A 25,093-nucleotide genomic window follows, 5' to 3' on the forward strand; every position below is an offset into this window, starting at 1 on the left:
GTGACCAACCTTACTGCTACCCAACTGGCGAAAAACTGCCAAATGGTCGGCCAGAACTAGTTTGGGTTCATCGTGACTGTCACTGGTTGTGGCAACCCATTAATTTTTCGCAACCCCAAGCCGATTTACAACGCGGGCGTGACTGGTCGTTTTTGAGTAATGGCGACTTATCCATCAACACGCTGGAAAAACGCATTCGAGTTACCCCAGTTTGCCACGGTTTACGGGAATATCTAGCTGGTGAACCCATTACTAGTACTGGTCACGGTTTTGAACAGTATCTAGATGGCACTTGGAAATTTGGTGCGGCCAAAGTCCTGCACATTCGTGGAAAATGGTACCTGCATATTGCCATGACCAAGGACGCTGACGAGCTCCAATCGTCCCAGACCCCAAAAGTCGTTGGCATTGACCGTGGCTTACGTTTTCTAGTCACGACCTATGATCATCAACAACAAACGACCTTCGTTTCCGGTAAAACTGTTCAGCGCAAGCGAGCGAAATTTAAGAAAACTCGTGAAGCACTCCAACGCAAAGGAACCAAGTCGGCCCGACGTCGCTTAAAGAAAATCGGAAATCGAGAGAACCGCTGGATGACAGATGTGAATCATTGTCTATCTAAGACACTCGTTACGACGTATGGTGCGGATACCTTATTTGTGTTGGAAGACTTAACCGGCGTTAGCTTTAATCGCGACGACTTACCTAAGACACTACGAGACGATAATAGTTCGTGGGCCTTCTACCAGCTTGAAATGATGTTGACCTATAAAGCGCATCGTCAAGGGAGTCTCGTCTTAAAAGTACCCGCTAACTTTACGAGCCAACGCTGTCCTAAATGCGAAGTGATCAATAAAGAAAATCGAGATCACCAGTACCATCAGTATCAATGTGCCGACTGTGGCTATCGCTCTAATGATGACCGAGTTGGGGCGATGAATATCCAGACATTGGGGCATCAATACATTGCTGGTAATGCCAAACCAAGGTTTAAAAAGCCAAAATCAACCAAAACAACAGTTGCTTAGCAGGGCTTCGCAACTAAACGGGCGCTGTCAACCGTCCGATATGATGTAGCCACTTTGGGAAGGGAGTATCAGTTAACTGATATGTTTGACCACCGCGGGAAGTTACCGCGTGAGCTACAAGCCCCTTATTTTAATAAGGGGTGTGTTGACCTATATGCAATTAATTTTTCGTTCTTCTACCCAATCACCCGCGAAAACTTCTCAAACCCAAACAACTCATCAATCTGCTTAAAGTAACTCTCCGGAATCACCAAATCCAACGCCTTCAAGTTATTCTTCAATTGAGCCGGTTTGCTGGCACCGGTAATCAAACTGGTGATTTGCGGTTTCCGCAACGTCCAAGCTAACGCGAAGGTTGCTAAATCGGTATCTAATCGGTCAGCCATCTTGATCAGCGCTTCAACCTTGTCCAAATTCTCATCCGTCAACAGGGCTTGAATCTGATCTTGATAAGTTGCCCGTGAACCGGCAGGAATTGGCTGACCCTTGCGGTATTTACCAGTCAACAAACCTTGCGATAGTGGTGAGAATGGTACGATGCCGAGTCCTAACTTATCACAAACATCAATCAGCTCATGCTCAATATACCGGTCAAACATGTTGTATTGGGGTTGAACCACTGACATTGGGTGCAAGCCTAACTTCTGAATGACCAACTGCGCTTCCAGAATCTGAACTGGTCGCCATTCGCTGACGCCGTAGTACAGAATCTTCCCCTGGTCGATCAAGTCACTCATGGCCTGTAACGTTTCCTCTAATGGTGTTTCAGGGTCAAAACGGTGGGCAAAATACAGATCCAAATAATCCGTCCGTAAATTTTTCAACGACTGATCCACTGACTCAAAGATGTGCTTCCGGGACAGCCCACGGTCGTTAATGCCATCGCCAGTTGGAAAGTAGACCTTACTGGAAATAATCAGTTCTTTGCGGTCATACTGCTTCAACGCCTTACCTAAGAAACGTTCAGCCGCACCACCACTGTACGCATCCGCACAGTCGAAGAAGTTGACGCCATTCTCGTATGCTAACTTAATACTTTGAGCGGCTAAGTCCTGAGCTTTAGTATCGCTAACGTCGGTCATCCAACTGCCTAATGCGATTTCGCTGACTTGTAAGCCTTGTTTACCTAAATGTCGGTATTTCATAATTTAAGTCGCTCCTTTTTTAGAATCCGTTTCCAAAATCATAGCACTTAAAGTATGCTTGAAGTAAAGGCTAATTTGAAAGAAGTTGACATTGATGCAGACCTATTCAATTCATGAAGTTGCAACTAAGTTTGATTTACCACTCTCCACCCTACGTTATTACGAAACGGCAGGCTTAATTCCAGGTGTTGAACGCAACGGTAAAAACCGGGTGTACACGGCCGATAACGTCGAGCGCATTCGGGCGTTACTTTGCTTTAAAAACACTGGCATGTCGATTGCCGAACTACGGACCGTTTTTCACTATGAGGATGACGAACCAGACTTGGATAAATTGATTGACTTATTGGACACCCATTGTGAGCAGGTTGAAGATCAACTGAACTTGCTTGAACAGAATTACCATCATATTCAGAGTAAGGTGAATTACTATAAGGCGATTCGACAGGCGAAACAGAATGGTAGTGCGATGCCGGTGTGGGATGATTTTTTATAAAACAAAATAAACAGGCCGGTTAACAATCTACTTATGAGCAGATCATTAACCGACCTATTTAATTTTCATGGTTTGGCCAAACCATACCATTTTTTATCCTTTTAAAACCTACCGACTATTTTCTCGCCCCTGTTTTCGAAATTGACTCGGTGAAATATCAGTCCAGCGTTTAAATTGGCGACTAAAATTGGCCAAATTCCGATAACCTAATGCACTTCCAATATCATTGATTGAGTACTGCGGCTTTCCTAACAGCTTTTTAGCCTCGTTAATTTTCAACTTTGACAAGTAATCTCGTGGTGAGATACCATACGTTTCCTTAAAAATTCGAAAGCCATATCCGTTACTAAAACCGATTTTAGCAATTGCTGAAGAAACTTCCACCATACGATCATCCGGAATATAACCATTTTTCACGTAGTTAAGAACCTGATTCGTTAACTGTTCCTTGAGGTAATCTGCCATTAATCGGGCATACTCAGTACTGGTCGTGGCATTGCTATGCTGGCTACGCTTTGTTGCCTGAAAAAAGATTCGAAGAATTTTTGATAACTCAATTTGAATCACCATCTTTGTGTCAAAATCAAACGACTCATCAGCCACCAATGAATCCAGCTTATCAAAGTGTGGCTTGAGTTGTTTTGATAAGTCACTGTCTTTCTCATAGTCATAATTGAGTCCTTTAATCAACTGAACCTTCAGTGCTGGATCATCAATATCAAAGTGAAAACAAAAGTATTTAAGCCTCTCTCCCGCCCAAACCTGATGTAAAAATTCTGGTGGCACGAGGAAAAAATCCCCAGCCTTCAACGTATAAACGTTACCGTAAATTTTAATAAACTCTTGGCCAGCCAATACGTAGATACATTCAAATGCATAGTGTTTCTCCATTGGCACAATCCAATCCGATCCAACTTGCTGTTCATGTGCACCAAAGAAAGTTAGATTCCAATCAAGCACTGGTAACCGCTTGGCATCCTTCATAAAATCCATCGATATTTCGCCTCCCCCAACTGACGTGACTTTGTTAAGCTCTATACTAAAGTCATATTTGGATAAATTCAAGCTTAGTTTTCACATATACAATTTCTAGTTAACCTGACATACTGAATACAGATAAAGAAAGCGCTTTCTGAATCAAATAACTTGTACCCACGAAAGGAGATCTTTAATTCATGAAATTTAATCAGTTCCTTTACGGTGCCGCTTACTATTACGAGTACTTGCCATACGACCGCCTAGATAAAGATATTGAAATGATGCAGGCAGCTAATATTAACGTTGTTCGAATTGGGGAAAGTACATGGAGTACGTACGAACCCCAAGAAGGTACCTTTGACTTCAGCAAACTTGATAAAGTTGTTAACGCCATGGAAAAGGCTGGGATCAAAGTTATTATCGGTACCCCAACATATGCCATTCCAACTTGGATGGCCAAAAAATATCCTGACGTAATGCTGACTGATAAATCCGGTAAACGAGAATATGGCTCTCGACAAATCATCGACATTACCAATCCAGTTTTCCGACACCTCTCAGAACGAATCATCCGCAAAATGGTTACTCGAACTGTCAACCATCCAAACGTTATCGGCTTCCAAGTCGACAACGAAACAAAACATTTTAACACCAGTAGCCAAAACGTCTACATTGGGTTTCAAAAATGGTTGAAACAAAAATTCAACGGTGATTTAGATGCGCTTAATGCGGCTTACGGTCTCGATTATTGGAGCAACCGAATCAATGCTTGGGAAGATTTTCCACCAATAAATTCAACGATTAACGGTAGCCTTGGAACTGCATTTGAAGAATATAAACGAACCTTAGTCGTTGATTTCTTAAGTTGGCAAGTTAATATCGTCAACGAATATAAACGAAACGATCAATTTGTAACTAACAACTTTGATATGGAATGGCGAAAGTTATCGTTCGGTCTCAATCCCGATGCTAATCATTTCGAGATTTCCAAAGCCTTTGACGTCACCGCAGTCGATGTTTACCATCCATCTCAAGACAACCTAACTGGTACCGAAATTGCGTTTTGTGGTGATATGGCTCGATCAACTAAGGATGCCAACTATATCGTCATGGAAACTGAAGCTCAAGCCTTTCGTCATTGGGTGCCATATCCTGGTCAACTTAAGTTACAGGCCTATTCACACATTGCTTCTGGTGCCAACATGATTAGTTACTGGCACTGGAGTTCCCTTCATAACAGCTACGAAACGTATTGGAAGGGCCTTTTAGGGCATGATTTCAAGCCAAATCCAGTTTACAACGAAGCTAAAACAATTGGCGCCGATCTCAATGCATTAAGTGACACCTTCACTAACACAAAGAAGCAAAATCGAGTTGCATTTGTCGTTAGCAACCAAGCTATGAGTGCCGTTGACTGGTTCCCATACAAAAACACCATTTTTGACAAAACCGATGAACACCAGTACAACGATGTGTTGCGGAGTTACTACGATCCGTTATACCGGCTTAATGTAGAAGTCGATATTCGCCAAATTGGTGACGAACGCATCAACAACGACAACTACGACTTTTTAATCGTCCCAATGCTCTATTCCGCAACTGACGACCAACTCAAACAACTCAATGATTTTGTTGAGCAAGGTGGGACAATTCTTTATTCATTCCGTTCCGGATTCACTGATCAAAACGTCAAAGTACGGACTGAAACTCAGCCTGCTATTATTTCCAAAGCCGTTGGTGCTGAATATGAACTCTTTGTAGAACCTGATAAGCACTACGGTATCGATCAACCAAGCGACAACATGACCATTACTGGAACGGACGATCTGCCAACCGTTCAAGCACAACCTGTGCGTTACTGGGCCGAATTGCTAACGCCAACAACTGGTAATGTTCTAGCCACTTACGACCATCCTTATTGGGGTAAATACGCCGCCATTACTGAAAATACTTTTGGTAAAGGTCACGTTTACTACGCAGGATCTTATCTCAACGCCACAACAATTTCAGCCCTTTACGAACGTATTTTAAAAACCATCGGTCTGTGGTCAGATCGTCAATCACAAATATTCCCGATTATTAATAAGCAATTAATTACCGCTTCCGGCGATAAGCTCGACTTTTACTTTAATTATTCTAACGATGCCCACAAAGTTACTTTTGAGTCTAACTCAGGCACCGAATTGCACGAACATAGCAACCTTACGAAGGGTCAAACCTTCACCCTTGAGCCATGGACGGTCAGGGTCTTTATGGTTGCCCAATAACGAAAAGAGGAACTTACATTGGATGCAAATCATTCAGAAACACCGCAGTCAAACTGGCACGCAACTGTTACTGACGAACAGCAACCCAAGACACCAATCCTAGTCGGGATTGCCGTTGCACTGGGCGCCCTACTTTGGCTAGCACCATTTATGGGTTTGAATTCCATTTTAAATCCAGCCAAACTTGCCAATATTTTTGGTGGACCTGGCGCAAAGGTTAATAACTTCTTAGCCTTACTAGGAACGTTAGGTGCCGTTACCTCAACAATTACCACGATTATCATTGGTGCCCTTTCTGACCGAACCCGTTCACGCTTTGGCCGCCGGACACCTTGGATTCTCTGGGGCTCCATTCTTACTGCAGCTGTCATGGTTGGTTTAGGACTTATTAAAGATCAAAGTCAACTTCCTCTATTTATCATTCTGTGGTGTGGGATTCAAACCTTCATCAACATGATTGTCGCCCCACTAATTGCCGTTATCGCTGATCAAGTAGCCCCACAACATCGTGGGACTATTTCATCCATCTACGCCATTGGTTACGTTATTGGCCAGTATGGTGGTCCAGTTATTGGTGGTCGTTTTCTCAGTACTAGCAACCCTGGATTAGTTAACACCGGTTATTTTATCTTAGCCATTATGATGCTTCTCTCAGGCCCGGTTGCCGCAATTTTAATGCGTGAAAAATCCAGTTTAGATATGCCAAAGGAAAAATTGGATATGAGTGGTTTCGTAAAGGCCTTCATCTTCCCAATTCATAAAGTTCGTAACTTCTACCTTGCGTTATTTGGTAAAATGATGATCAACATTGCCGTAACCGCCTTTGGAACCTATCAAATCTTCTTCCTGACAACTGGAATGGGCTTAGGAAGTACGGCCGCTGGTAAATACGTTTCACTCATGGGTACCGCTACGATGGTTACCGCCATCATCTTCTCGTCAACTTCCGGGATGATTTCAGATAAGCTGCATACTCGGAAATGGCCGGTTGCCTTCGCTGCGCTACTAACCGCTATTGGAACGATGTTGCCATTTATCTTACGGACGCCATCCGCTATGATTTGGTATGGTATTATCGCTGGTACTGGTTCTGGGATTTTCTTCGCCGTGGATCAAGCTTTGAACCTAGAAGTCTTACCCGATCCAGAAACCGCTGCTAAAGACTTAGGTATCCTCAACTTTGCGAACACCGGCGCTCAAATTTTAGCACCCGTTCTTGGTGCCGTGTTGTTCAGCATGGTTGGTAAGCAATATATGCCAATTTTGCCATTCTTGGCTATCATCGCATTAGTCGGAGCCGTCTTAGTTCTGATGATCAACGAACATAAAACAGTTTAATGCTCAATCAAAAAGCGTAGTGTCGATTATGGCACTACGCTTTTTGATTGAAACTTCACCAGTCGTTGCCCATTACTGGGCACTCTCGGCGATGCGCTCTCCTACTACCTAGGTTTCGGCGCCACTTGAACTGTAACGTTCCGCTTTATGACAACATCCCAAACTCGACTACAAAACCACTTTCCGGCCACCGCGCCAAAACGCGTTCGGAGAAGCAAAGAGCTATGTATAAGGGCGTCATCCCTAAAGCTACCAAAACCCGGTAGCTTGGTTGTTACCCATTACTGAGTGCTGTTGGCGACGCGCATTCCTATTACATAGGTTTCGGCGCCACTTGAACTATGATGTCCCGCTACCTAGTAGCATCCCAAGTTTGCCTACAAAACCACTTTCCGGCCACCGCGCCGAAACGCGCTCGGCAAGGCAGAGAGCTGCATGTAAGTCAAAAACGGCAAGTAGCCCCAAAAACCAGGAATTTGTCGTTGCACATTACCAAGTGTTTCTGGCGACGCGCGTTCCTACTACCTAGGTTTCGGCGCCACTTGAACTGTAACGTTCCGCTTTATGACAACATCCCAAACTCGCCTACAAAACCACTTTCTGCCACCACGCCGAAACGCGTTCGGAGAAGCAAAGAGCTATGTATAAGGGCGTCATCCCTAAAGCTACCAAAACCCGGTAGCTTTAGGGATGACGCCCTTATACGCCGCTCTTTAACCGCTTCTCCTCACGCTCTATTCCTGCGCCCGATACCGACTCGGCGACAATCCGGTATACTTCTTAAACGAAGTCGAAAAGTAGTAAATATTCTGAAACCCAACCTCAACCGCAACGTCTGCGATCGATGCCGAGGTATTTAATAACATCCGGGCTGCTTCTTCCATTCGATACTGCATCAAGAACTCCGCTGGCGATAAGCCGATGGTTTGACGGAGCACTCTTACTAGGTAGTTGGCCCGTTGGTCGAAGTGGTTGCTTAACGTTGTTGCGGTAATTTTGTCGCGGAAATGCTTCTTTAAGTACTGTTGGATCGACAGCGACAACTGCGTTAACTCGTTTTGCGCATTATCCTGTGCCTGCAACTTCGCCAACAGTTGAATGAACAGTTGCTGCGATTCAAAAAACTGCTTTGATTGGCAGTTGTATTCTTTAGAAACCAGCTGATCGACCAGTTTGTAAATCGCGTCTGGTTCCTTCAGTGCTCGCCGCTGCATTAAAAACAGCGTCTGAACGGGTACTGGCGGATGGAGTATCAGTGACTTCATTGAGTTTTTAGCCGGCGTTAACCCGGCCTGCACATGCCAATCACCGGCAACATAGCCGTAGATCCAGTCCAGCGCTACCTTTCCCGATTTGGCCCACCACACGTACTTGTGATGACCCGGCATCATAATGAAGACTTCTCCAGCATTGACCTGTTGTTCCCCCCCGTCTTGGACCATCATGAGCTGTCCCTGGCGCACAAAGGCAAACACAAAGTATTCCAAATGCACCTGATTCTGCTTGCCAGCATCCGCAGTTAAGTCAATGTGCCGCCCCTCAATGAAGGTCGGCAACGGTAAGCAAGACAGTGACAGATATGCGGTCTGTGTCATACGGTATTCCTCCTCGTCAACGCCACTTTTTCGTTAGAAACCTAACGTTCGGTTGTTGAATTACCTTTATGATAACATGATTTCGTCAAGAGTCACACTGTTTGACCTTCAAATTTTTCACAAAATTTACTGATATTAAAAAAGCTATAAATCCATTAACCATAGGACTTATAGCTTTTTAATATTTTTATTTTTGCAAAAATTCACTAACTATTTGCTGTACCGCTTGGTTGTCTTCAGGTTTTCCAATCGAGATTCGGAGCCACTCATCACCTAGACCAGTTCGGACTAAGTAACCGTTTTGGAGCAACTTTTCAGCTAGGTCAGCAGCGCCCTCGATTCGCATAAAGATAAAGTTAGCCTGCGGTTCGTAGAAGGTAACACCCTGTTCAGTCAAGAACGCCGTCCACTTCTCCCGTTCAGCCGCAATCGTCTGTACAACTTGATCCACAAAGGCTTGATCCTTGTAAGCCGCTTCGGCCGCAATTTCCGCAAAACTACTCAAGTTATACGGCAACCGAACCGTCTGTAACGTGCTAGCCAACGCCGGCGCAACCACTGCGTAACCCACGCGGAAGTTCGCTAATCCGTAGGCTTTAGAAAACGTTCGCAACACGACCAAGTTACTGAATTTAGACATCAACGCTAACGCCGATGGGTTGGCCTCGGCCGTCACAAAATCAATGTAGGCTTCATCAACCACCACCGTTACCCGTTCTGGCACCTTTGCCATAAAGGCTTCGATGGCATCGCGCATCACGTAGGTCGAGGTTGGGTTGTTAGGGTTGCAGAGCCAGATCATCTGGGTCTTATCCGTCACCGCAGCGGCTAGCGCATCCAAATCAGTTTCACCAGCTTCGGTTGCGGGCACGTCCACCAACTTAGCGCCTTCAATGGCAGCGTGCAACGCGTACTCCGAGAAAGTTGGCTGGGTCAACACCACTTCATCATCCGGCGCCAACAACGTCCGGGAAAGCAGTTGGATGATTTCATCCAGTCCATCGCCAAACACCAGCGTTGCTGGATCAATGTTCAACCGCGTCGCAATCAGCTGCCGCAACCCATTCACGTTGCTATCCGGATAGCGGTTGGCATCCGTAAAGTTCCAGGCCCGGAGTGCTTCACCCACCTTAGGCGAGGTCCCAAAGGCATTTTCATTCGCCGACAACCGGACCAACTTATCGAGGCCACGTTGTTGTTTTAGTTCAGCCAGCGTTAATTCTGGCGTGTACGCCGTTAACTTTGAAATGGCTTGTTTGACCATGTCGACCCCTCCTTATAACTCTTGAATGTCGCGTCGTTCCTTGGTTTTGCTCATGAGGCCTTCACGTTCAGCCAATTCACGTTTGATTTGGTCAACGCTGATGCCACGATCGACCATCAACACGAGAATGTGGTAGGCCAAATCGGATACTTCGTAGATGAACTCGTCGTCACTGTCGTTCTTGGCAGCCACGATAACTTCAGTAGACTCTTCGCCGACCTTCTTCAAGATCTTATCTAAGCCCTTTGTAAACAAGTAATCCGTGTACGACCCTTCTTTAGGGTTCGCCTTCCGGTCTAAAATTAATTGGTACAGTTCGTCTAAATCCTGCATAGTATCCCTCTTTCGTTAGTCCAGTTCAATATCGCGGTAAAAGCAGCTGGTGTGCCCGGTGTGGCACGCTGGGCCTTCGGGGATCACCCGCACCAGTAACGTATCTTCGTCACAGTCGATCTGCATCGCCACAATTGCCTGCGTGTTACCACTCGTTTCGCCCTTGTGCCAGTATTCTTGCCGGCTACGAGACCAAAACCAGGTCTGCTTGGTTTCAAGGCTTCGTCGGTAACTTTCAGCGTTCATGTACGCCATCATCAGCACCCGGTCGGTATTATCATCCACCACAATGGTGGGAATCAACCCATCCGCGGCAGCTTCAAAATTCGGTTTTAACGTACGATCACTCCGTCCTCTCTAAGCGTCTGTTTCACATCACTAATCGTCAGTTCGCCAAAGTGAAACACGGAAGCGGCCAAAGCAGCGTCAACGTTGGTTTCGTCAAATACTTCAGTAAAGTGTTCTAACTTGCCGCAGCCACCCGACGCAATGATCGGCACGTTAACAGCGGCAGTTAAGGCCTGGTACAGTTTCAGGTCAAACCCTGATTTAGTGCCATCCTTATCCATGCTGGTCACCAACAATTCACCGGCACCAGCGGCCACGCCCTGTTTCGCCCAATCAATGACGTCTAGGTCGGTTGCTTTGCGGCCACCGTTCACGTAAACCACGTAACGACCGGCCTCGGCATCCCACTTACTATCGATGGCAAGCACGATACACTGACTACCAAATTTTTCGGCGCCTTCAGTGATCAACTCAGGATTGGTCACGGCAGCGGAGTTCACCGCCACCTTATCCGCACCAGCCTTCAACAGCCGTTGCATATCATCAACGCTGTGAATCCCACCACCAACGGTCAGTGGCATAAACACCTGACTGGCCACTTTTTCGATGGTATCAACAATGGCCTTGCGTTTTTCATTGGTTGCGGTGATGTCCAAAAAGACTAGCTCATCCGCGCCCTGTTCCTCGTAAGCCGCCGCAATTTCAGTCGGATCGCCCACATCCGTCAAATTGACGAAGTTAACGCCCTTCTTCACCCGGCCGTGATCCACGTCCAGACAGGGAATGATTCGTTTAGCTAACATCGGCGGCCACCTCCGCTAAGGTTGCGAGCGGTAAGTCACCCGTGGCCATTGCCCGGCCGACGATGGCGGCTTTGATGCCGGATTGTGCCAGCGTCTTTAAGTCATCCGCCGTGGTCACACCACCCGAAGCAATGACTTCAGTGGTTGGAAAGGCCGTTTGAAGTTCGGTCAACAACGCGGTATTGGGTCCGCTTAACGTCCCGTCCTTTTCGATGTCGGTGACGACGAAGTTCACAACGCCGAAGGCCACCATTGACGACATCAAGGTTGCCATGGTGACGTCACTTTCTTCCAACCAACCGGAAATGGCGACCCGGCCGTCCTTACCATCGATGCCGACAACGATTTGATCGTTACCAAATTGATCGATGGCTTGTTGCACCAACTCGGGGTTGGTCAACGCAGCGGAACCTAGAATCACTCGGTTAACCCCGCTTGTGAGATAGCCGTTGATTTGAGCGAGGGTGCGGATACCGCCCCCCACTTCCACTTTGAGGCTGGTTTCGGTACAAATCTGTTCGATCAGGTTGCGATTGACCGGCCGACCAGTCTTGGCACCGTCCAGATCAACGAGGTGCAACCGGGTCAAACCGGCTGCTTCAATTTGTTTAGCTTGTTCAATTGGATCGTTAGCGATCAGGGTTGTTTGGTCAAAGTCTCCTTGGTACAAGCGGACACTCTGTTGGTTTTTTAAATCAATTGCGGGAATAATCTGCATGTGCTACCACTTCCTTAAATGCGTTAAGTCCGTTCAGGCCAACTTTGGCACTCTTTTCGGGGTGAAATTGCATCCCGATGACGTTGCCGCGACGCACGATGCTGGGCACCGTCACGCCGTAATCTGCGGTTGCCAGAATGTTTTCCGGTGCCGTCTTTGCGTAATACGAGTGAACGAAGTAAGTCGATTGTTGGTCAAAGCCATCAGCAACCGGATCCGCCTGCGTGACCTGATTTTGGTTCCAGCCCATGTGGGGCACCTTAATGCCCAAATCAGTTGGAAATGGCACCACATCGCCAGGAATCAAACCCAACCCAGCGGTTTCGCCAAATTCAAAGCTGCGGTCAAACAACAGCTGCATGCCTAAGCAGATGCCCAACATGGGCATACCCTTACCAGCGACTCGTTTGATGACATCGATCAGGTTGCGTTCGTTTAACGCGTCAACCGCCTTCTTAAAGGCGCCAACTCCGGGAAGAATCAGGCCATCCGCCGCTTCGATCACTGCGGGGTCGGCGGAGAGCACGTTATCGATGCCCAGATAATCCAAGGCATTTTTCACGTTACGGGTGTTCCCCGTGTCATAGTCAATGATGACGATCATCTAGATCACTCCCTTGGTCGATGGCACCCCTTTGATCTCCGGGTTCAGCGTGACGGCTGCGCGAGTTGCGCGTCCCAGTGCTTTAAACAGTGTTTCGATTTTGTGGTGGGTGTTCCGGCCGTACAGCACTTCCGCGTGGAGGTTCAGTTCGGCGTTGAAGGCGAAGGCTTGGAAGAAGTCCTCGGTCACTTCAGTATCGTAACCACCCAGTTTAGGATTGGTAAATTCAGCGTTGAAGACCAAGTAGGCCCGGCCGGATAAATCAACGATCACCCGACTCAGCGTTTCGTCCAGTGGAATCGTGGCTTCACCAAAGCGTTCGATGCCTGCTTTGTCGCCAAGGGCTTCCTTTAACGCCATCCCAAGGGCGATGCCAACATCCTCTGTGGTATGGTGCGGATCCACATCCAGGTCACCGTTGGCTTTGACCACCAGACCAAAGCGGCCGTGGCGGGCAAAGGCGTCCAACATGTGGTCGAAGAAACCGATCCCGGTATCAATATCAATCGTGTCATAGTTATCTAGGTTTAAACTCAGTTCGATCTGGGTTTCTTTGGTATCACGTTTAATCGTTGCTTGTCTCATCTAATCGCTCCTTAGTCCTTGAACCGAGCTTCAACGGCGCGGGCGTGACCTTCAAGGCCTTCGACCCGGGCCAACTTAGTGATGGCCTTTTCTTCACGCTTCAAAGCGGCCTTGCTGTAGGTCACGAATTGAATCCGTTTAACGAAGTCCGATACCCCAAGTGGTGAGAAGAACCGGGCAGTCCCGCCAGTAGGCAAGATGTGGTTAGGACCGGCAACGTAATCCCCAACGGGTTCAGAAGCGTTGAAACCTAGGAACACAGACCCAGCGTTCTTAATTTGGTTCAAATACTGCATGGCGTCTTCCAATTCAATTTCCAAGTGTTCTGGTGAAATGGCGTTCATGACGGTGAAGGCTTCGTCTAAGTCTTTAACCACGGCGATGAAGCCCTTGTTAGCAACTGAGGCACTGGCAATTTCTTGTCGTGGCAACGTCTTCAACTGTTCATCGATTTCAGCGCTAACGGCTTCCGCAAACTTGAGGCTTGGAGTGACCAACATTGGCCGGGCGAGCTTGTCGTGTTCAGCTTGTGACAACAGGTCAGCGGCAACGTTGCTTGCGTCAGCACTGTCATCCGCAATCACACCGATTTCAGATGGACCGGCGATCATATCAATATCAACTTGGCCAAAGACCTGCTTCTTAGCAACGGCTACGAAGATGTTACCGGGGCCAGTGATCTTGTCCACACGTGGGATACTTTCAGTCCCGTATGCTAAAGCAGCGATGGCTTGCGCACCACCCACTTGGTAAACTTCGTCAATGCCAGCAACCTTAGCGGCGGCTAACACGGCTTGGCCGATACCATCCTTTTGTGGTGGGGTGACCATGACGATTTTTTCAACACCGGCTAACTTAGCGGGAATTACGTTCATCAAAATTGATGATGGGTAAGCAGCTGTCCCACCTGGCACGTACAAGCCAACGGCAGCTAATGGCGTGATCTTTTCACCACGGACAACGCCGGGTTGTTCAGCGTCCACGAAGCCGTTTTGAATTTCCTTTTCGTGGTAGCTGACCACGTTGCGCTTCGCCAAGTTTAAGGCGTCGATCAGTTCTTGATCCGCGTTTTCGTATGCGGCATCGATGTCAGCTTGTGGCACCCGTAAGCTGTCGAGTTCAACCTTGTCGAACTTTTGGCTGTATTCTTTGAGGGCGGCGTCACCATTTTTGATCACGTTTGCGATGATCCCAGCAACGGTAGCTTCAACTTCGGGTTGGTTAGCTTGTTGGTCAGTTTGACGGTCAACTTGTTCAAGCAATTGGTCTAAGGTTTGGTCTTTTAAAATTTTCATTATGCGTTCACTCCTAAGGTTTGTAGTTTATCAATAAAGTTGCGGATCTCGGTGCGATACTGCTTAACGGCTAAGCGGTTCACCACCAGCTTGGTGCTGACCGGCTGCAATTCCGCGTAGACGTGCAGGTCGTTTTCCTTCAACGTCGTCCCGGTTTCGGTGATGTCAACGATAGCATCCGCCAAGCCAATCAGCGGCGCCAGTTCCACGGAACCTTCAATCTTAATGATTTCAACGTCTTCGCCGATGCTTTGGAAATACCGCTTGGTGATGTTCGGGTACTTCGTGGCAATGATCTTCCGGCGCACCTGTTGCGGATTGAAGTCTCGGGTGGAGGCGAGCACGAAGCGGCATTTGCCAACCCCTAAGTCCAACATGGCATATTGGGGATTGTTTTGCTCAGCTAGGATGTCGCTGCCAACGATACCGATTTGTACCGATCCGTTGTTGAGGTAGGTCAGCACGTCCGGCCCCTTGACTAAGATGGTTTCAAATACCGGATCTTCGTCGAAAATCAAGCGCCGACCCTTGTTACGGATCCCGCTACAATCAATGCCACCGGCTTCAAGCAGTGGCACGACTTGTTGTTCTACCCGGCCCTTCGTTAGGGCAATTTTGATTGGCATAACCTCACCTACTTTCCGTTAAGTCTAAGAGTTGTTTGTTGGTGCTGACGGCGATGCGAGTGGCTTCTTCGCGGCTATCTGCCAAACATAGTGAACTGTTCGGCGTTGTTTGAAGCGTTTGTTCTGCCAGTTGCCACTGCGATTCCTCGAAGTAGATCAAGGTTTGCTGTGGCGTTTCGGGCTCCGGCATCCGGTCGGCTAAAGCATCGACATCGAAGGCGAGACCAACGGCTGGTTCCTTCACCTGCTGGAAGCTTGTCAGCAAGTCGTCATAACGCCCACCACTGAACAGGTAATCCGCGGCATTTTGCGTGTACCCCCGGAAAGCCATTCCCGTGTAGTAGCTTTGCGGCGACGGGATACTCAAGTCGAGTACCACTTGTTGGTCAGGTGATTGGGTGCGAATGAAGCCCGCGGTGGCCTTTAAATCATCGATCACCGGTTTCAAGGTGGCAATCTCTGGTAAGGTCCCAACGACCTGCATCACGCTGTCAAAGTCGCCAAACAACCAAGGCCACTCAGCTAAAAATGCTTCAAACGCGGTATCCGTAAGCGGCGTGATCAACTGATTGTAGCGGGTCAGGTCTTTGTCAAACAACGCCTTCTTCAACGCTTGTTTGGTTGGCAGCGGAATCGGCAAGGCTTGCAGCACCCCTTCGATGAACCGCGCATCGCTCAGTTCCAAGGTCATGTCGGTGATACCGGTTTGTTGGCATCCAGCTAAGGCAATTTTGAGGCATTCCCATTCACCTTTGAGGCTGGCGTAGCCGACAAGTTCGATGCCGGCTTGCGTCAGTTGGTTATAGCTCCCGGAAAGTTGCTTCTTCACCCGGAACACATCGCCGCTGTAGTACCACTTCGCCGGTAACTCGATCCCGGTCGTACTCATCATCCGAGCAACCGGTAACGTCAGGTCTGGCCGAAGCACCAACGCTTCACCCTGTTCATCCAATAATTGATAGGGCCGGTAATTCGCTAGGTTCAATGGTTTGAACACATCGGCATATTCAAGAATCGGCGTGGTTAATTTAGCAAAGCCGCGTTGTTTAAATAACGTAAACAACTGGGACGCAATGGTTTCCTTGATAGCCGCTCTGACGCCGAACTCATCTCTGGTCCCATTTGGTAAATTTCGATTTTTCATGTCCGCTCACTCCCATTTCGATAACTGTGACAAAATCAGGTTCGCAGCGCACCGCTGAAAAACAAAAATCCTCGCAACTAAGCATTCACTTAGTTACGAGGACGATTTAATCGCGGTTCCACCTCAATTTGCCGCCACCTCACAGTGACGACCTTACGTTGCCAATAACTAGTCGTCGGTCTAATCCCACCGAGAACAGTTACGGTAACCCTGATAACGCTAAACATGCGGAGCAGCCTACTTGATTCAGCTGTCAGTTCATAGACGTGTGTTCGTAATCCCCACCGATCCGGTTCCCATCATCCCAGACTCGCTTCGCGTTGGCTAATTACTACTTTTTCTAATCACAACTTTATTTTGTCATTTAGTTTTAATGTATGGGTACAGTTTACAAAGCGAATTCTCATTTGTCAACAGATTTACTTAAATATTTTTAATTTAACTGTTGTTTGGGTCCCGTGTAAGGGTTGAGTTCGATTTGGGTGAAGGCTGTTTGTCGTCGCTTCGCTCGCCAAAGCCGCATGAAAACCGGCGCTCTCAGGCTACAAAATTCGGCGCCACTTAAACTGTCATTTCCAGGGTTCCTGAAGTTACAGGAACTTGTTAACCACGCGCTTTCTGTCCGCCACGCCGAATGGCCAGATAGGCTTCCAGACTTCGTCGGGTCGTGCTGCGCGAGGCAAAAGGCTATGTGTAACGGGCTCTAAGCCAAACTACCAAAACCCGGTAGTTTACCTTAGAGCCCGTTACGCGCCGCCTTCTGACCGCCTCGCTCCGCACACTGCTACAGTTGATCCATCACCATATGATACCCATGGCCAATCTCAGCAATACTATGCGCATCACTCCCATAAACCAGCGGAATGCCAAGGGCCTGTGCTTGGCGAACAATGCCCAAATTAGGATAGGTTTCATTACAGAATTCTTTGTAAAGGCCCGCCGCGTTGTAGTCGAGTTCACGTCCCTGATCATGAATTAGGTTCAGTAACCGGTCAATTTCAGCTTGCGTTGCGTCATCATAAGTTCGTGGTAACTGGAAGTAATCCTGAAACTTGCGAATCAGCGTGATATGGCCGATACGTTTTGGCGCGTACTTGCCTAAATCAGCCAACACGGCCGTTTGAAGGGCTTTGAAATACTGTTGGTACAACGCTTGGCCATCCGCTGCGTTCGCCAGCAGTCCCTTATCAAAGTCACCAGTCGTATCGTCCACGCACCAGAACTTGTCGGCCGTTCCCTGCATAAAGTGCACGGACAACACGTTATCGGTCGTTTGGGGCCCGTACTCGTTCAAAAAGTCGCGGGTCCAGTCAACGTGGTGCGGAAGAAAATCAACTTCAAAACCAACGTTGATGTGAATCTGATCACCATATTTGGCTTGCATCTGACGGCATTTTGCGAAATACGCTGGTAAATCGCTCATCGCCATTGAGGCCTCAGTTAAACCCGTTAACTCACCTGCGTACTCTTGCTGAAATGTTGGTGGTAATGGTGCGTGCTCTGTAATGCTGTACGTGTCGAAACCAAACTGAATCGCTTTTTGAATCATTAACTCAACGTCATCGCCGCTCCCGTGCGGACAAAATTCCGTATGTGAATGACCATCTTTTTTGTTCATAATTTCACCTCATTTTATAACGTAACCGATTTCATTTGCTATAATTGGGACAGTGTATCTGAATTGCATTTTAACCAAAGGAGGAACACGATGGCAAGAGAGACAAGCATCACCGTTGCAAACAGTATTAAACCAGATCCCGGTTTTATCAACCTTCTAGAGATTGATGACAGCATTATCGTGGATCTCAAGTACGCGACGACCGATAATTTTACCGGCCAAGTCATCTACGATTTCACGACTGCAGTTGCTCGAATTGGTACCGCTAAAAAATTAGGCATCGCTGCCCAACTTTTCAAAGCACAGGGGTACCGCATCAAAATCTGGGACGCCTACCGACCAACGACCGCTCAAAAGCGCTTGTATGAAGTCTATCCGGACGATACCTGGGTCGCGCAACCCAATCCCAACTATAGTCATGAAAAGGGCGTCACTTTTGACATGACGCTCACCGACCTTGCGGGTCACGAGCTCCCCATGCAGAGTGAATTTGACGACTTCTCGGATCGTGCTAAACGCAACTATCCGCGTAATCGCGAACAGGAGCGGTACTATCAACTCCTAAACACCATCATGACCAAGGCCGATTTTCACGGCTATGAGAACGAATGGTGGGATTTCATGGACAACGATGCGGATGCGTACGGGCCCATGCAGGTCGATCCCAACGACTATCGAATTGAATAAAGGAGGAACCTATTCATGGGTTTAACACAACCATTTCTCGACCCGGTCAGTGACACAAAACCGGGGCCACGTAACCTCATCACTGACGTTCCTGGCGTCACGGTTGGCCAAACGACCATCAAGGACGGCACCCACAACACCGGTGTCACGGTCATTAAACCGGCACAAGACAACGTCTTCTTAAACAAACTACCAGCCGCCGCCCACGTCATCAACGGTTTCGGCAAGAGCACCGGCTTAGTCCAAGTCAACGAACTCGGCACCCTCGAAACACCAATCGTTTTGACAAATACCTTCGCAGTCGGCACCGCCGAAACTGCACTGGTGAAGGCTATGACGGCTGACAATCCAGACATCGGTAACACAACCGGTACCGTCAATCCAGTGATCATGGAATGCAACGACGGCGACATCAACGATATCCGTGACATCTCCGTCACGGAAGCCGACGTTCAAAACGCCCTCGCCAACACCGCTGAATCCTTTGAAGAAGGCACGGTTGGTGCCGGTGTCGGTATGAGCACCTATGACTTAAAAGGTGGTATCGGCTCAGCTTCCCGGACAATTGAAATTGACGGTAAGCCCTTCACGATGGGCGCCCTGGTGCTCTCCAACTACGGCTTCATGCGCGATTTGAACATCTACAATGAACCAATCGGCCAAAAACTCGCCGACTACAAAGCCAGCAAGAAGCAAAAGGAAAAGGGTAGCATCATCACCATTTTGGCAACTGATATTCCCTTTAACTCACGCCAGTTAACCCGGATCAGCAAGCGGGCTAGCGTGGGCATTACCAGAACTGGTGCCTTTATCGGCAACGGTAGCGGCGAGATCGTCCTCGCCTTCTCAACCGCTAACCGAATCGCCCACTACCCCAAGACCGAACTCACCACACAAGCGGCCATCAGTGATGACAAATTCGACCGCTACTTCCGCATGACCGTCTCAGTTGTTGAAGAGGCCGTTCTCAGTGTGCTGACTCACGCAACCACGGTGACCGATCGTAAGGGTCAGCCACGGTTGAGTTTGAAGGATGCGATTGATGAGTATCAGCAAGATTGTTTCGATCCGGCTTTAGAGCGGTTGGAATCGAAGCTGGGATTGTAAACTGTCGTAGTGTGCGGAGCGAGACGGGTTGAGAGCGTAATGTAAGGGGCCTCGGTGAAAGCGCCCGGGCTTGGCGGTTTTAGCGAAGCCCCTTACATGCAGCTCTCAGTCTCGCGCAGCACGACCCGACGAAGTCTGGAAGCCTATCTGGCCATTCGGCGTGGTGGCCAGATAGTGCGTGGTTGACAAATTTCTATAACTTCAGAAACTCTGGAAATAACAGTTTATGTGGCGCCGAATTTTGTAGCCTGAGAGCGCCGGTTTTCATGCGGCTTTGGCGAGCGAAGCGACGACAAACAGCCAACACCCAAATCGCAACCAACACTTACGCTGCACACAAACGTAAATCAAAATAGAAAGCAGGTTTCGACGCAACATCGGAACCTGCTTTTTGTGTGCCATCAAAGAACCTCAACCGCCCAATACCGCGCATTATACGCCATCGCAAACTTAAACAGTGGTAACCAATACGCCCCATCGATCGGATCAGAAACGTGGACGAGGTCACCCGAGATGCCGTCCAGTAAAACAGCGTGGTTGTTGCTCAACGCCTTGCCAAAGTGGTAAACGTTCATTTCCGGAGTCTCGAATCCAACTGTCACGTAGGTCACAACTGGGTTACGACGCTTCAAGCAGTCCAGCAACTGCGAAATCGTGGCTCCACTAACATTACGAACCTTGCCGTATCGCCGCCCCCATTTCACCAGTGCATCGGGAAAAATCGCTTCAAACCGGCCCTTCACGTTATCATCTGGTGCGCCGCCAAAGCCGTGGTACGGGTTATAGTCTGCGGCAACTGGGACTTGATCGATGAAAGCTTGGTAGTCCAGTTCTGGTACGACGCCCTTTAGATGCAGTCCTTCCAGCAACGCCGCCGGTTCACAGCCGTTAGGCATCCCCCAGAAGTTTTGGTTAATGTTTTCGGCATTTAAACAGCGATAGGTTGCCGTTTGGGTCCGTGGCCAACCTTGCGTACCGGTTAACGCAACGGTGTCCGTTTTGGCAACGTACTGTTGGGCTTCAAGTTGGTAGTAGTGGGTTCCAAATAGGTCCGTCACTTCTGCAAGCACTGGTACGATCGTTGCGTTCGACAAATGACCGACTTCGTTGCCACAATCGTCGCGGACCGTCGCCCCACTTGGCGTCACAATTTGGATATTGGCTGGATGCTGCGGCATAAAAGTAAACGTCATTTTATGGCCAATCACGTACACATCAGCGCCCCGAAGCAACTCGCCATCCGGCGTTTCATAGTACCGGCCATCAATTGTTTCCACCCGCGCAACAACTGCCAACCGGTCGTTTAACTGGTGGTGGCGCCCAAGTTTGCCGGTAATTCGAATACCCGTAAAACCTCGTGGTTGGGTCACTTGAACAGTTTGAATCGTCGCCAATGCCAGTCGAAGCTGAATATCTGGGAACAAGACCACATCGCCCATTGCAATAAACCCAGCTGGGGTCTGATACCAAGTTTGATACGGCGCTTCATACACCGCACTGATCGTCAATTGATCTTGCCACTCCGTCAGTGTCACCAATTGCCCCAACCGATCCACGATGCGACTGCCTTCAACCGGACGGACAACCCCGGTTCGAACCTGCTTGAATCGCTTAGTTAATTTCATGAGTGCGCCCTCACATCATCAATAACGGCCTGCGCCATCTTCACGGATTGGTCATTAAACAGTGGTGGTAACTCGTCCAATGGAAAATACTTCACCTGAACCGTCTCATCCGTCACGTGGTCCAACAACTGACCGCCCGTCTGCCGAACGAGGTACAATGCCGTAATCAACTGCGTCTGATCACCATTCGGATAAGTGTAAAAATCCTTATCAAACAGCTTGATCAGCCGAATCGGTTCCACCTCAAGGCCGGCGTCTTCCAGATACTCGCGCTGACACGTTTCCGCAAACGACGCGCCAAATTCCATGTAGCCACCCGGAAAACTCCAGTCGCCCGTATCCGCCCGTTCCTGCAATAGCAGCCGGTTTTGATCATCCAATAACGCGCCCGCCGCCGTATTTAAAATCAACGGTCGGTGCCCAACTAATGTGCGAAGCTCGTGAATATAATCTGCCAATCAAACCACTCCCGATCACTTAGATTACCCCAATTATAGCAGACTCTAAGTCGGCGCCAGATTAAAAATGTAGCCGAACCCCCGCACCGTTTTGAGGTACTGGGGTTGTTTGGCGTCTCGCTCGATCAACTTGCGTAACTTACTGATGTGCGAATCGATCGACCGTAACGTTGAATCTTTGCCGTTGCGCCACACCCCCTCGGCAATCTGAACCCGGGTCAGCACCACGTTTTCGTTTTGGATGAAGAACACCAGTAAGCGAAAATCAATCGGTCCTAAATTAAGCCGTTGCTGATCGACCGTAACCGCGTAGTGCTGAAAATCAATTTTAAGCGGCCCAACCTCCAACAACGCGGATGGTTGAACAACCGCTTGTTGGTGAAAATACCGCCAGACCTTTTGCTGCAACCGCGCGCCCAGCAACGTACTGGGCTGACTTAAATCCAATAAATCATCGAAGTGGTAGGTGACAAGTAACTGACAGGCTAGCTCATCCGCAAGTGCCTGTCGGTGAATCCCTAACAGCAAGCCTTGAAACTGTTGCCGCAGCACGCCGAGGTCGATCGATGGCGTCGTGGTGGCGTAGTACTGATCTAAATCTAGGATCACCATCAACTGGCTATCCCGGTTAAGCAATAGGTCTGGCAATAACCTCGGACTATTAATAAACTGCCACTCAGCAACAAGGGGTTGCAGGCTCTGACGCAGCATCACGTCATCACTAATGAGTATAATTTTGCGTTCCATGTTTGATCCTCTTTTCATTCGGGTCATCGAACTGTTATTAAGTCGCAAATAACATAGTCATTTTTCAATTAGTGTCTTTACACGTTACACATTTTGTTGCTTTGAACCTTATTTTAAAAATCTTTACTTAGTTATGTCATATTCTGAAAGCAGAAAAAACCCAATTTACAAAACTTTTACACAACCTATACATTAACTTTACGTTGAGGTTCTATACTGTGCCTGTAACTTAGAAATCCCGACTTGACGGGATAATAACTTTTAAAGGGGAAACGACCATGCAAAAAAAGACGTTGATCAGTTCATTGGTGGCCTTCAGTGTTGCCGGCTTATTATTAGGTGGTTGTGGCAATTCTAACTCAAGCAAAAAATCAAGTGAAAGTGACAAGACACCAACTACTAAGATCACGGCAGTTGGGTCAACCGCCCTTCAACCATTAGTTGAACAAGCGGCTCAGGATTATCAGGCTCAAAACAAGGGCGTTAACTTAACCGTTCAAGGTGGTGGCTCTGGTACTGGTCTCAGCCAAGTGCAACAGGGTGCCGTTCAGATTGGGAACTCCGACATCTTCGCTGAACAACAATCCGGCGTTAAAGCTAAGGAATTAGTCGATCACAAGGTTGCCGTTGTGGGCATGGCCCCCGTCATTAACAAGGACGTGAACGTGACCAACGTCACCATGGCGCAATTACGTGACATCTTCACTGGTAAGATCACCAACTGGAAGGACGTTGGTGGTAAGGATCAAAAGATCTCAGTCGTTAACCGGGCGCAAGGCAGTGGGACTCGCGCAACCTTTGAAGCCGCCGTTTTAGCTGGTAAAAAAGCCATGACCGCGCAAGAACAAGATTCTAACGGAACGGTGCAAAAAATCGTCTCAAGTACGCCTGGCGCTATCAGCTACCTCGCCTTCTCCTATGTCAACAAAGCTGGCGTTAAGCCCCTTTCAATCGACAACGTCAAACCAACTGATGCTAACGTAACGACCAACAAATGGACGATCTGGTCTTACGAACACATGTATACCAAGGGCGAACCAAACGCTGCAACAGCGAAGTTCTTGAAGTACATGGCCAGTTCAAAAGTTCAAACTGGCCTCGTTAAGAAGTTAGGCTACATCAGCATCCACGATATGAAAGTGACCAAAAACGCGCAAAACGTTGTCACTAAGTAACTCGTCTTCAACTCTCGCGTGTGAGACGTGATTGAATAGCCAATCAAAGTCCCCCACATTTCAACAGCAACTAAACGTGCATCACCAATAAGCGGAAAGCCGGGCGCCCCTTTGACCCGGGTTTCCGCTTATCGCATGATGACACCCTAATAAGGAAGGTCTGCAATGGACGATATTCAAAAACGACTCACGTCATCCTCCAAGGCATCACATCAGGATCGAATCGGTCGACTCATCAGCTACAGCTGTATCGGCGCCATTATCATTCTGGTTGTCAGCATCCTGTACTTCATTACATCCCGTGGGATCGCCACGTTTACCGTTAATCATGTTAACCCTTGGCACTTTTTGACCCACACCGTTTGGAACCCTGGCATGTTGGACGCATCTGGTCAACCGCAAGTTGGAGCGTTATCTATGATCGTCACTTCGTTTAGCGTCACGATCTTAGCCGCCCTGGTTGCAACACCGTTTGCGATTGCGGTTGCCCTATTCATGACCGACATCGCACCAAAAAACGGCGCTAAATTCCTCCAACCAGTCATCGAGTTACTGGTCGGGATTCCCTCAGTCGTTTACGGGTTCATCGGGCTGACCATGGTCGTACCCATGATTCGCAACCTATTGGGTGGTACTGGCTCAGGGATTTTAGCCGGTACGATCGTCTTATTCGTGATGATCCTACCAACGATCACCTCTCTCTCCGTTGATGCACTCCGGGCGGTTCCGGCTTATCTGCGTTCGGCCTCGCTGGCACTGGGCGCAACCCGGTTTCAAACCATCTACAAGGTGATTTTACGAGCCGCGATGCCTCGGCTTTTAACCGCCATTATCTTCGGGATGGCGCGTGCCTTTGGTGAAGCCCTTGCCGTTCAAATGGTGATTGGGAACGCGGTTTTGATGCCACAAAGCTTAATTTCACCAACTTCAACACTAACTAGTCAATTAACGACCCAAATCGGCAATACCGTGATGGGCACCCTACCCAACAATGCGTTATGGTCACTCGCCTTTATCTTGCTGATCATGTCGTTAGTGTTTAACCTCTTGATTCGATTCATTGGAAAGCGAGGGACTCTTGATCAATGACCTCACATCAAACTGACAGACTGGCTACGCAGCTGATTAACGCGTTAGTGGCCATCGTTGTCCTTATTCTGCTGTTTTTA

The 25,093-nt window shown here is 48.3% G+C and carries 24 protein-coding genes, 1 pseudogene and 1 other annotated feature; of the genes and pseudogenes, 8 read left to right on the forward strand and 17 right to left on the reverse strand.

The genetic code is table 11. The features are described 5' to 3' along the window. On the forward strand, positions 1 to 1,028 hold a 1,028-nt coding region (locus ACYVR3_RS00775; RefSeq protein WP_461242717.1), incomplete at its 5' end, for an RNA-guided endonuclease TnpB family protein. A 176-nt stretch (positions 1,029 to 1,204) separates the two neighbouring features. Here ACYVR3_RS00775 and ACYVR3_RS00780 read toward each other — a convergent pair. Further along, on the reverse strand, positions 1,205 to 2,173 hold the full coding sequence (locus ACYVR3_RS00780) for an aldo/keto reductase family protein (RefSeq protein WP_461242718.1): 969 nt from the start codon (positions 2,171 to 2,173) through the stop codon (positions 1,205 to 1,207). A 94-nt stretch (positions 2,174 to 2,267) separates the two neighbouring features. Between ACYVR3_RS00780 and ACYVR3_RS00785 the strand changes: the two genes are divergently transcribed. Beyond that, a complete protein-coding gene (locus ACYVR3_RS00785; RefSeq protein ID WP_461242719.1) occupies positions 2,268 to 2,669 on the forward strand; it encodes a MerR family transcriptional regulator in 402 nt (133 codons plus the stop codon). A 108-nt stretch (positions 2,670 to 2,777) separates the two neighbouring features. Here ACYVR3_RS00785 and ACYVR3_RS00790 read toward each other — a convergent pair whose 3' ends face one another. After that, on the reverse strand, positions 2,778 to 3,662 hold the full coding sequence (locus tag ACYVR3_RS00790) for an AraC family transcriptional regulator (protein WP_461242720.1): 885 nt from the start codon (positions 3,660 to 3,662) through the stop codon (positions 2,778 to 2,780). A 182-nt stretch (positions 3,663 to 3,844) separates the two neighbouring features. Between ACYVR3_RS00790 and ACYVR3_RS00795 the strand changes: the two genes are divergently transcribed. Together ACYVR3_RS00795 and ACYVR3_RS00800 are read left to right on the forward strand one after the other, a co-directional pair. After that, positions 3,845 to 5,914 carry a beta-galactosidase gene (locus ACYVR3_RS00795; RefSeq protein WP_461242721.1) on the forward strand — a complete coding sequence of 690 codons (2,070 nt, stop codon included), beginning with the start codon at positions 3,845 to 3,847 and terminating at the stop codon, positions 5,912 to 5,914. Positions 5,915 to 5,932: 18 nt separating this feature from the next. Further along, the gene (locus tag ACYVR3_RS00800) at positions 5,933 to 7,252 is read left to right on the forward strand and encodes an MFS transporter (RefSeq protein ID WP_461242722.1); all 1,320 of its coding nucleotides are present in this window, start codon (positions 5,933 to 5,935) and stop codon (positions 7,250 to 7,252) included. Between the two features lie 734 nt (positions 7,253 to 7,986). On the opposite strand, the gene ACYVR3_RS00805 is transcribed toward ACYVR3_RS00800, so the two are convergent. The 12 genes and pseudogenes from ACYVR3_RS00805 to hisJ form a co-directional block, all read right to left on the reverse strand. Beyond that, positions 7,987 to 8,847, reverse strand: coding sequence for a helix-turn-helix domain-containing protein (locus ACYVR3_RS00805; protein WP_461242723.1), 861 nt, complete (start codon positions 8,845 to 8,847; stop codon positions 7,987 to 7,989). A 187-nt stretch (positions 8,848 to 9,034) separates the two neighbouring features. Further along, entirely contained in the window at positions 9,035 to 10,111 is a 1,077-nt protein-coding gene (gene hisC, locus ACYVR3_RS00810; RefSeq protein WP_461242724.1) for a histidinol-phosphate transaminase, read from the reverse strand. Between the two features lie 12 nt (positions 10,112 to 10,123). Continuing rightward, positions 10,124 to 10,444 (reverse strand): phosphoribosyl-ATP diphosphatase, encoded by a 321-nt coding sequence (gene hisE, locus ACYVR3_RS00815; protein WP_054737016.1) that lies wholly within the window; start codon positions 10,442 to 10,444, stop codon positions 10,124 to 10,126. A 15-nt stretch (positions 10,445 to 10,459) separates the two neighbouring features. Continuing rightward, positions 10,460 to 10,780 (reverse strand): annotated as a pseudogene (hisI, locus tag ACYVR3_RS00820) (phosphoribosyl-AMP cyclohydrolase); the annotation flags it as partial. After that, positions 10,777 to 11,535, reverse strand: a complete 759-nt coding sequence (gene hisF, locus ACYVR3_RS00825; protein ID WP_461242725.1) for an imidazole glycerol phosphate synthase subunit HisF — start codon at positions 11,533 to 11,535, stop codon at positions 10,777 to 10,779. The pseudogene hisI and the gene hisF, both read right to left, overlap by 4 nt. Beyond that, complete coding sequence (hisA, locus tag ACYVR3_RS00830; RefSeq protein ID WP_461242726.1) at positions 11,525 to 12,253, reverse strand: 1-(5-phosphoribosyl)-5-[(5-phosphoribosylamino)methylideneamino]imidazole-4-carboxamide isomerase; 729 nt, start codon at positions 12,251 to 12,253, stop codon at positions 11,525 to 11,527. The genes hisF and hisA overlap by 11 nt, the downstream gene beginning before the upstream one ends. Continuing rightward, positions 12,231 to 12,857 (reverse strand): imidazole glycerol phosphate synthase subunit HisH, encoded by a 627-nt coding sequence (gene hisH, locus ACYVR3_RS00835; RefSeq protein WP_461242727.1) that lies wholly within the window; start codon positions 12,855 to 12,857, stop codon positions 12,231 to 12,233. Before hisH ends, hisA begins: the two co-directional genes overlap by 23 nt. Beyond that, on the reverse strand, positions 12,858 to 13,442 hold the full coding sequence (hisB, locus tag ACYVR3_RS00840) for an imidazoleglycerol-phosphate dehydratase HisB (RefSeq protein ID WP_054737012.1): 585 nt from the start codon (positions 13,440 to 13,442) through the stop codon (positions 12,858 to 12,860). Between the two features lie 11 nt (positions 13,443 to 13,453). Next, a complete protein-coding gene (gene hisD, locus ACYVR3_RS00845) occupies positions 13,454 to 14,737 on the reverse strand; it encodes a histidinol dehydrogenase (RefSeq protein WP_057151772.1) in 1,284 nt (427 codons plus the stop codon). Beyond that, the gene (gene hisG / locus ACYVR3_RS00850) at positions 14,737 to 15,363 is read right to left on the reverse strand and encodes an ATP phosphoribosyltransferase (protein WP_461242728.1); all 627 of its coding nucleotides are present in this window, start codon (positions 15,361 to 15,363) and stop codon (positions 14,737 to 14,739) included. The genes hisD and hisG overlap by 1 nt, the downstream gene beginning before the upstream one ends. Positions 15,364 to 15,367: 4 nt before the next feature. Continuing rightward, complete coding sequence (locus tag ACYVR3_RS00855; RefSeq protein ID WP_461242729.1) at positions 15,368 to 16,507, reverse strand: ATP phosphoribosyltransferase regulatory subunit; 1,140 nt, start codon at positions 16,505 to 16,507, stop codon at positions 15,368 to 15,370. A 94-nt stretch (positions 16,508 to 16,601) separates the two neighbouring features. Beyond that, positions 16,602 to 16,864: a binding site (T-box leader), on the reverse strand. A gap of 427 nt (positions 16,865 to 17,291) precedes the next feature. Next, entirely contained in the window at positions 17,292 to 18,125 is an 834-nt protein-coding gene (gene hisJ / locus ACYVR3_RS00860; protein ID WP_461242730.1) for a histidinol-phosphatase HisJ, read from the reverse strand. A 90-nt stretch (positions 18,126 to 18,215) separates the two neighbouring features. Between hisJ and ACYVR3_RS00865 the strand changes: the two genes are divergently transcribed. After that, a complete protein-coding gene (locus ACYVR3_RS00865; RefSeq protein ID WP_461242731.1) occupies positions 18,216 to 18,812 on the forward strand; it encodes a M15 family metallopeptidase in 597 nt (198 codons plus the stop codon). 15 nt (positions 18,813 to 18,827) lie between these two features. Next, a complete protein-coding gene (locus ACYVR3_RS00870; protein ID WP_461242732.1) occupies positions 18,828 to 19,919 on the forward strand; it encodes a DmpA family aminopeptidase in 1,092 nt (363 codons plus the stop codon). Between the two features lie 401 nt (positions 19,920 to 20,320). On the opposite strand, the gene ACYVR3_RS00875 is transcribed toward ACYVR3_RS00870, so the two are convergent. The 3 genes from ACYVR3_RS00875 to ACYVR3_RS00885 are packed head-to-tail and all read right to left on the reverse strand — an operon-like array spanning position 20,321 to position 22,749. Continuing rightward, complete coding sequence (locus tag ACYVR3_RS00875) at positions 20,321 to 21,544, reverse strand: C39 family peptidase (RefSeq protein ID WP_461242733.1); 1,224 nt, start codon at positions 21,542 to 21,544, stop codon at positions 20,321 to 20,323. Beyond that, entirely contained in the window at positions 21,541 to 22,002 is a 462-nt protein-coding gene (locus ACYVR3_RS00880) for an NUDIX hydrolase (RefSeq protein WP_461242734.1), read from the reverse strand. Before ACYVR3_RS00880 ends, ACYVR3_RS00875 begins: the two co-directional genes overlap by 4 nt. A 45-nt stretch (positions 22,003 to 22,047) precedes the next feature. Beyond that, a complete protein-coding gene (locus ACYVR3_RS00885; RefSeq protein ID WP_461242735.1) occupies positions 22,048 to 22,749 on the reverse strand; it encodes a winged helix-turn-helix transcriptional regulator in 702 nt (233 codons plus the stop codon). 278 nt (positions 22,750 to 23,027) lie between these two features. On the opposite strand from ACYVR3_RS00885, the gene ACYVR3_RS00890 reads away from it, so the two are divergent. Continuing rightward, entirely contained in the window at positions 23,028 to 23,924 is an 897-nt protein-coding gene (locus tag ACYVR3_RS00890; RefSeq protein WP_461242736.1) for a phosphate ABC transporter substrate-binding protein, read from the forward strand. Between the two features lie 165 nt (positions 23,925 to 24,089). Next, positions 24,090 to 25,013: a phosphate ABC transporter permease subunit PstC gene (pstC, locus tag ACYVR3_RS00895; protein WP_461242737.1), complete on the forward strand. Its 924-nt coding sequence runs from the start codon at positions 24,090 to 24,092 to the stop codon at positions 25,011 to 25,013. The last annotated feature ends 80 nt before the right edge of the window (positions 25,014 to 25,093 follow it).

The organism is Secundilactobacillus muriivasis (assembly GCF_054785195.1).

Bases quoted from the DNA above. Each gene is read 5' to 3' on its own strand.
- ACYVR3_RS00805 (WP_461242723.1), bottom strand. From the start codon at position 8,847: ATGACACAGACCGCATATCTGTCACTGTCTTGCTTACCGTTGCCGACC.
- ACYVR3_RS00790 (WP_461242720.1), bottom strand. From the start codon at position 3,662: ATGGATTTTATGAAGGATGCCAAGCGGTTACCAGTGCTTGATTGGAAT.
- ACYVR3_RS00795 (WP_461242721.1), top strand. From the start codon at position 3,845: ATGAAATTTAATCAGTTCCTTTACGGTGCCGCTTACTATTACGAGTAC.
- hisA (WP_461242726.1), bottom strand. From the start codon at position 12,253: ATGCAGATTATTCCCGCAATTGATTTAAAAAACCAACAGAGTGTCCGC.
- ACYVR3_RS00865 (WP_461242731.1), top strand. From the start codon at position 18,216: ATGGCAAGAGAGACAAGCATCACCGTTGCAAACAGTATTAAACCAGAT.
- hisF (WP_461242725.1), bottom strand. From the start codon at position 11,535: ATGTTAGCTAAACGAATCATTCCCTGTCTGGACGTGGATCACGGCCGG.
- ACYVR3_RS00875 (WP_461242733.1), bottom strand. From the start codon at position 21,544: ATGAAATTAACTAAGCGATTCAAGCAGGTTCGAACCGGGGTTGTCCGT.
- ACYVR3_RS00885 (WP_461242735.1), bottom strand. From the start codon at position 22,749: ATGGAACGCAAAATTATACTCATTAGTGATGACGTGATGCTGCGTCAG.
- ACYVR3_RS00855 (WP_461242729.1), bottom strand. From the start codon at position 16,507: ATGAAAAATCGAAATTTACCAAATGGGACCAGAGATGAGTTCGGCGTC.
- hisD (WP_057151772.1), bottom strand. From the start codon at position 14,737: ATGAAAATTTTAAAAGACCAAACCTTAGACCAATTGCTTGAACAAGTT.
- ACYVR3_RS00780 (WP_461242718.1), bottom strand. From the start codon at position 2,173: ATGAAATACCGACATTTAGGTAAACAAGGCTTACAAGTCAGCGAAATC.
- ACYVR3_RS00890 (WP_461242736.1), top strand. From the start codon at position 23,028: ATGCAAAAAAAGACGTTGATCAGTTCATTGGTGGCCTTCAGTGTTGCC.
- hisE (WP_054737016.1), bottom strand. From the start codon at position 10,444: ATGCAGGATTTAGACGAACTGTACCAATTAATTTTAGACCGGAAGGCG.
- hisB (WP_054737012.1), bottom strand. From the start codon at position 13,442: ATGAGACAAGCAACGATTAAACGTGATACCAAAGAAACCCAGATCGAA.
- hisC (WP_461242724.1), bottom strand. From the start codon at position 10,111: ATGGTCAAACAAGCCATTTCAAAGTTAACGGCGTACACGCCAGAATTA.
- ACYVR3_RS00785 (WP_461242719.1), top strand. From the start codon at position 2,268: ATGCAGACCTATTCAATTCATGAAGTTGCAACTAAGTTTGATTTACCA.
- ACYVR3_RS00870 (WP_461242732.1), top strand. From the start codon at position 18,828: ATGGGTTTAACACAACCATTTCTCGACCCGGTCAGTGACACAAAACCG.
- hisG (WP_461242728.1), bottom strand. From the start codon at position 15,363: ATGCCAATCAAAATTGCCCTAACGAAGGGCCGGGTAGAACAACAAGTC.
- pstC (WP_461242737.1), top strand. From the start codon at position 24,090: ATGGACGATATTCAAAAACGACTCACGTCATCCTCCAAGGCATCACAT.
- hisJ (WP_461242730.1), bottom strand. From the start codon at position 18,125: ATGAACAAAAAAGATGGTCATTCACATACGGAATTTTGTCCGCACGGG.
- hisH (WP_461242727.1), bottom strand. From the start codon at position 12,857: ATGATCGTCATCATTGACTATGACACGGGGAACACCCGTAACGTGAAA.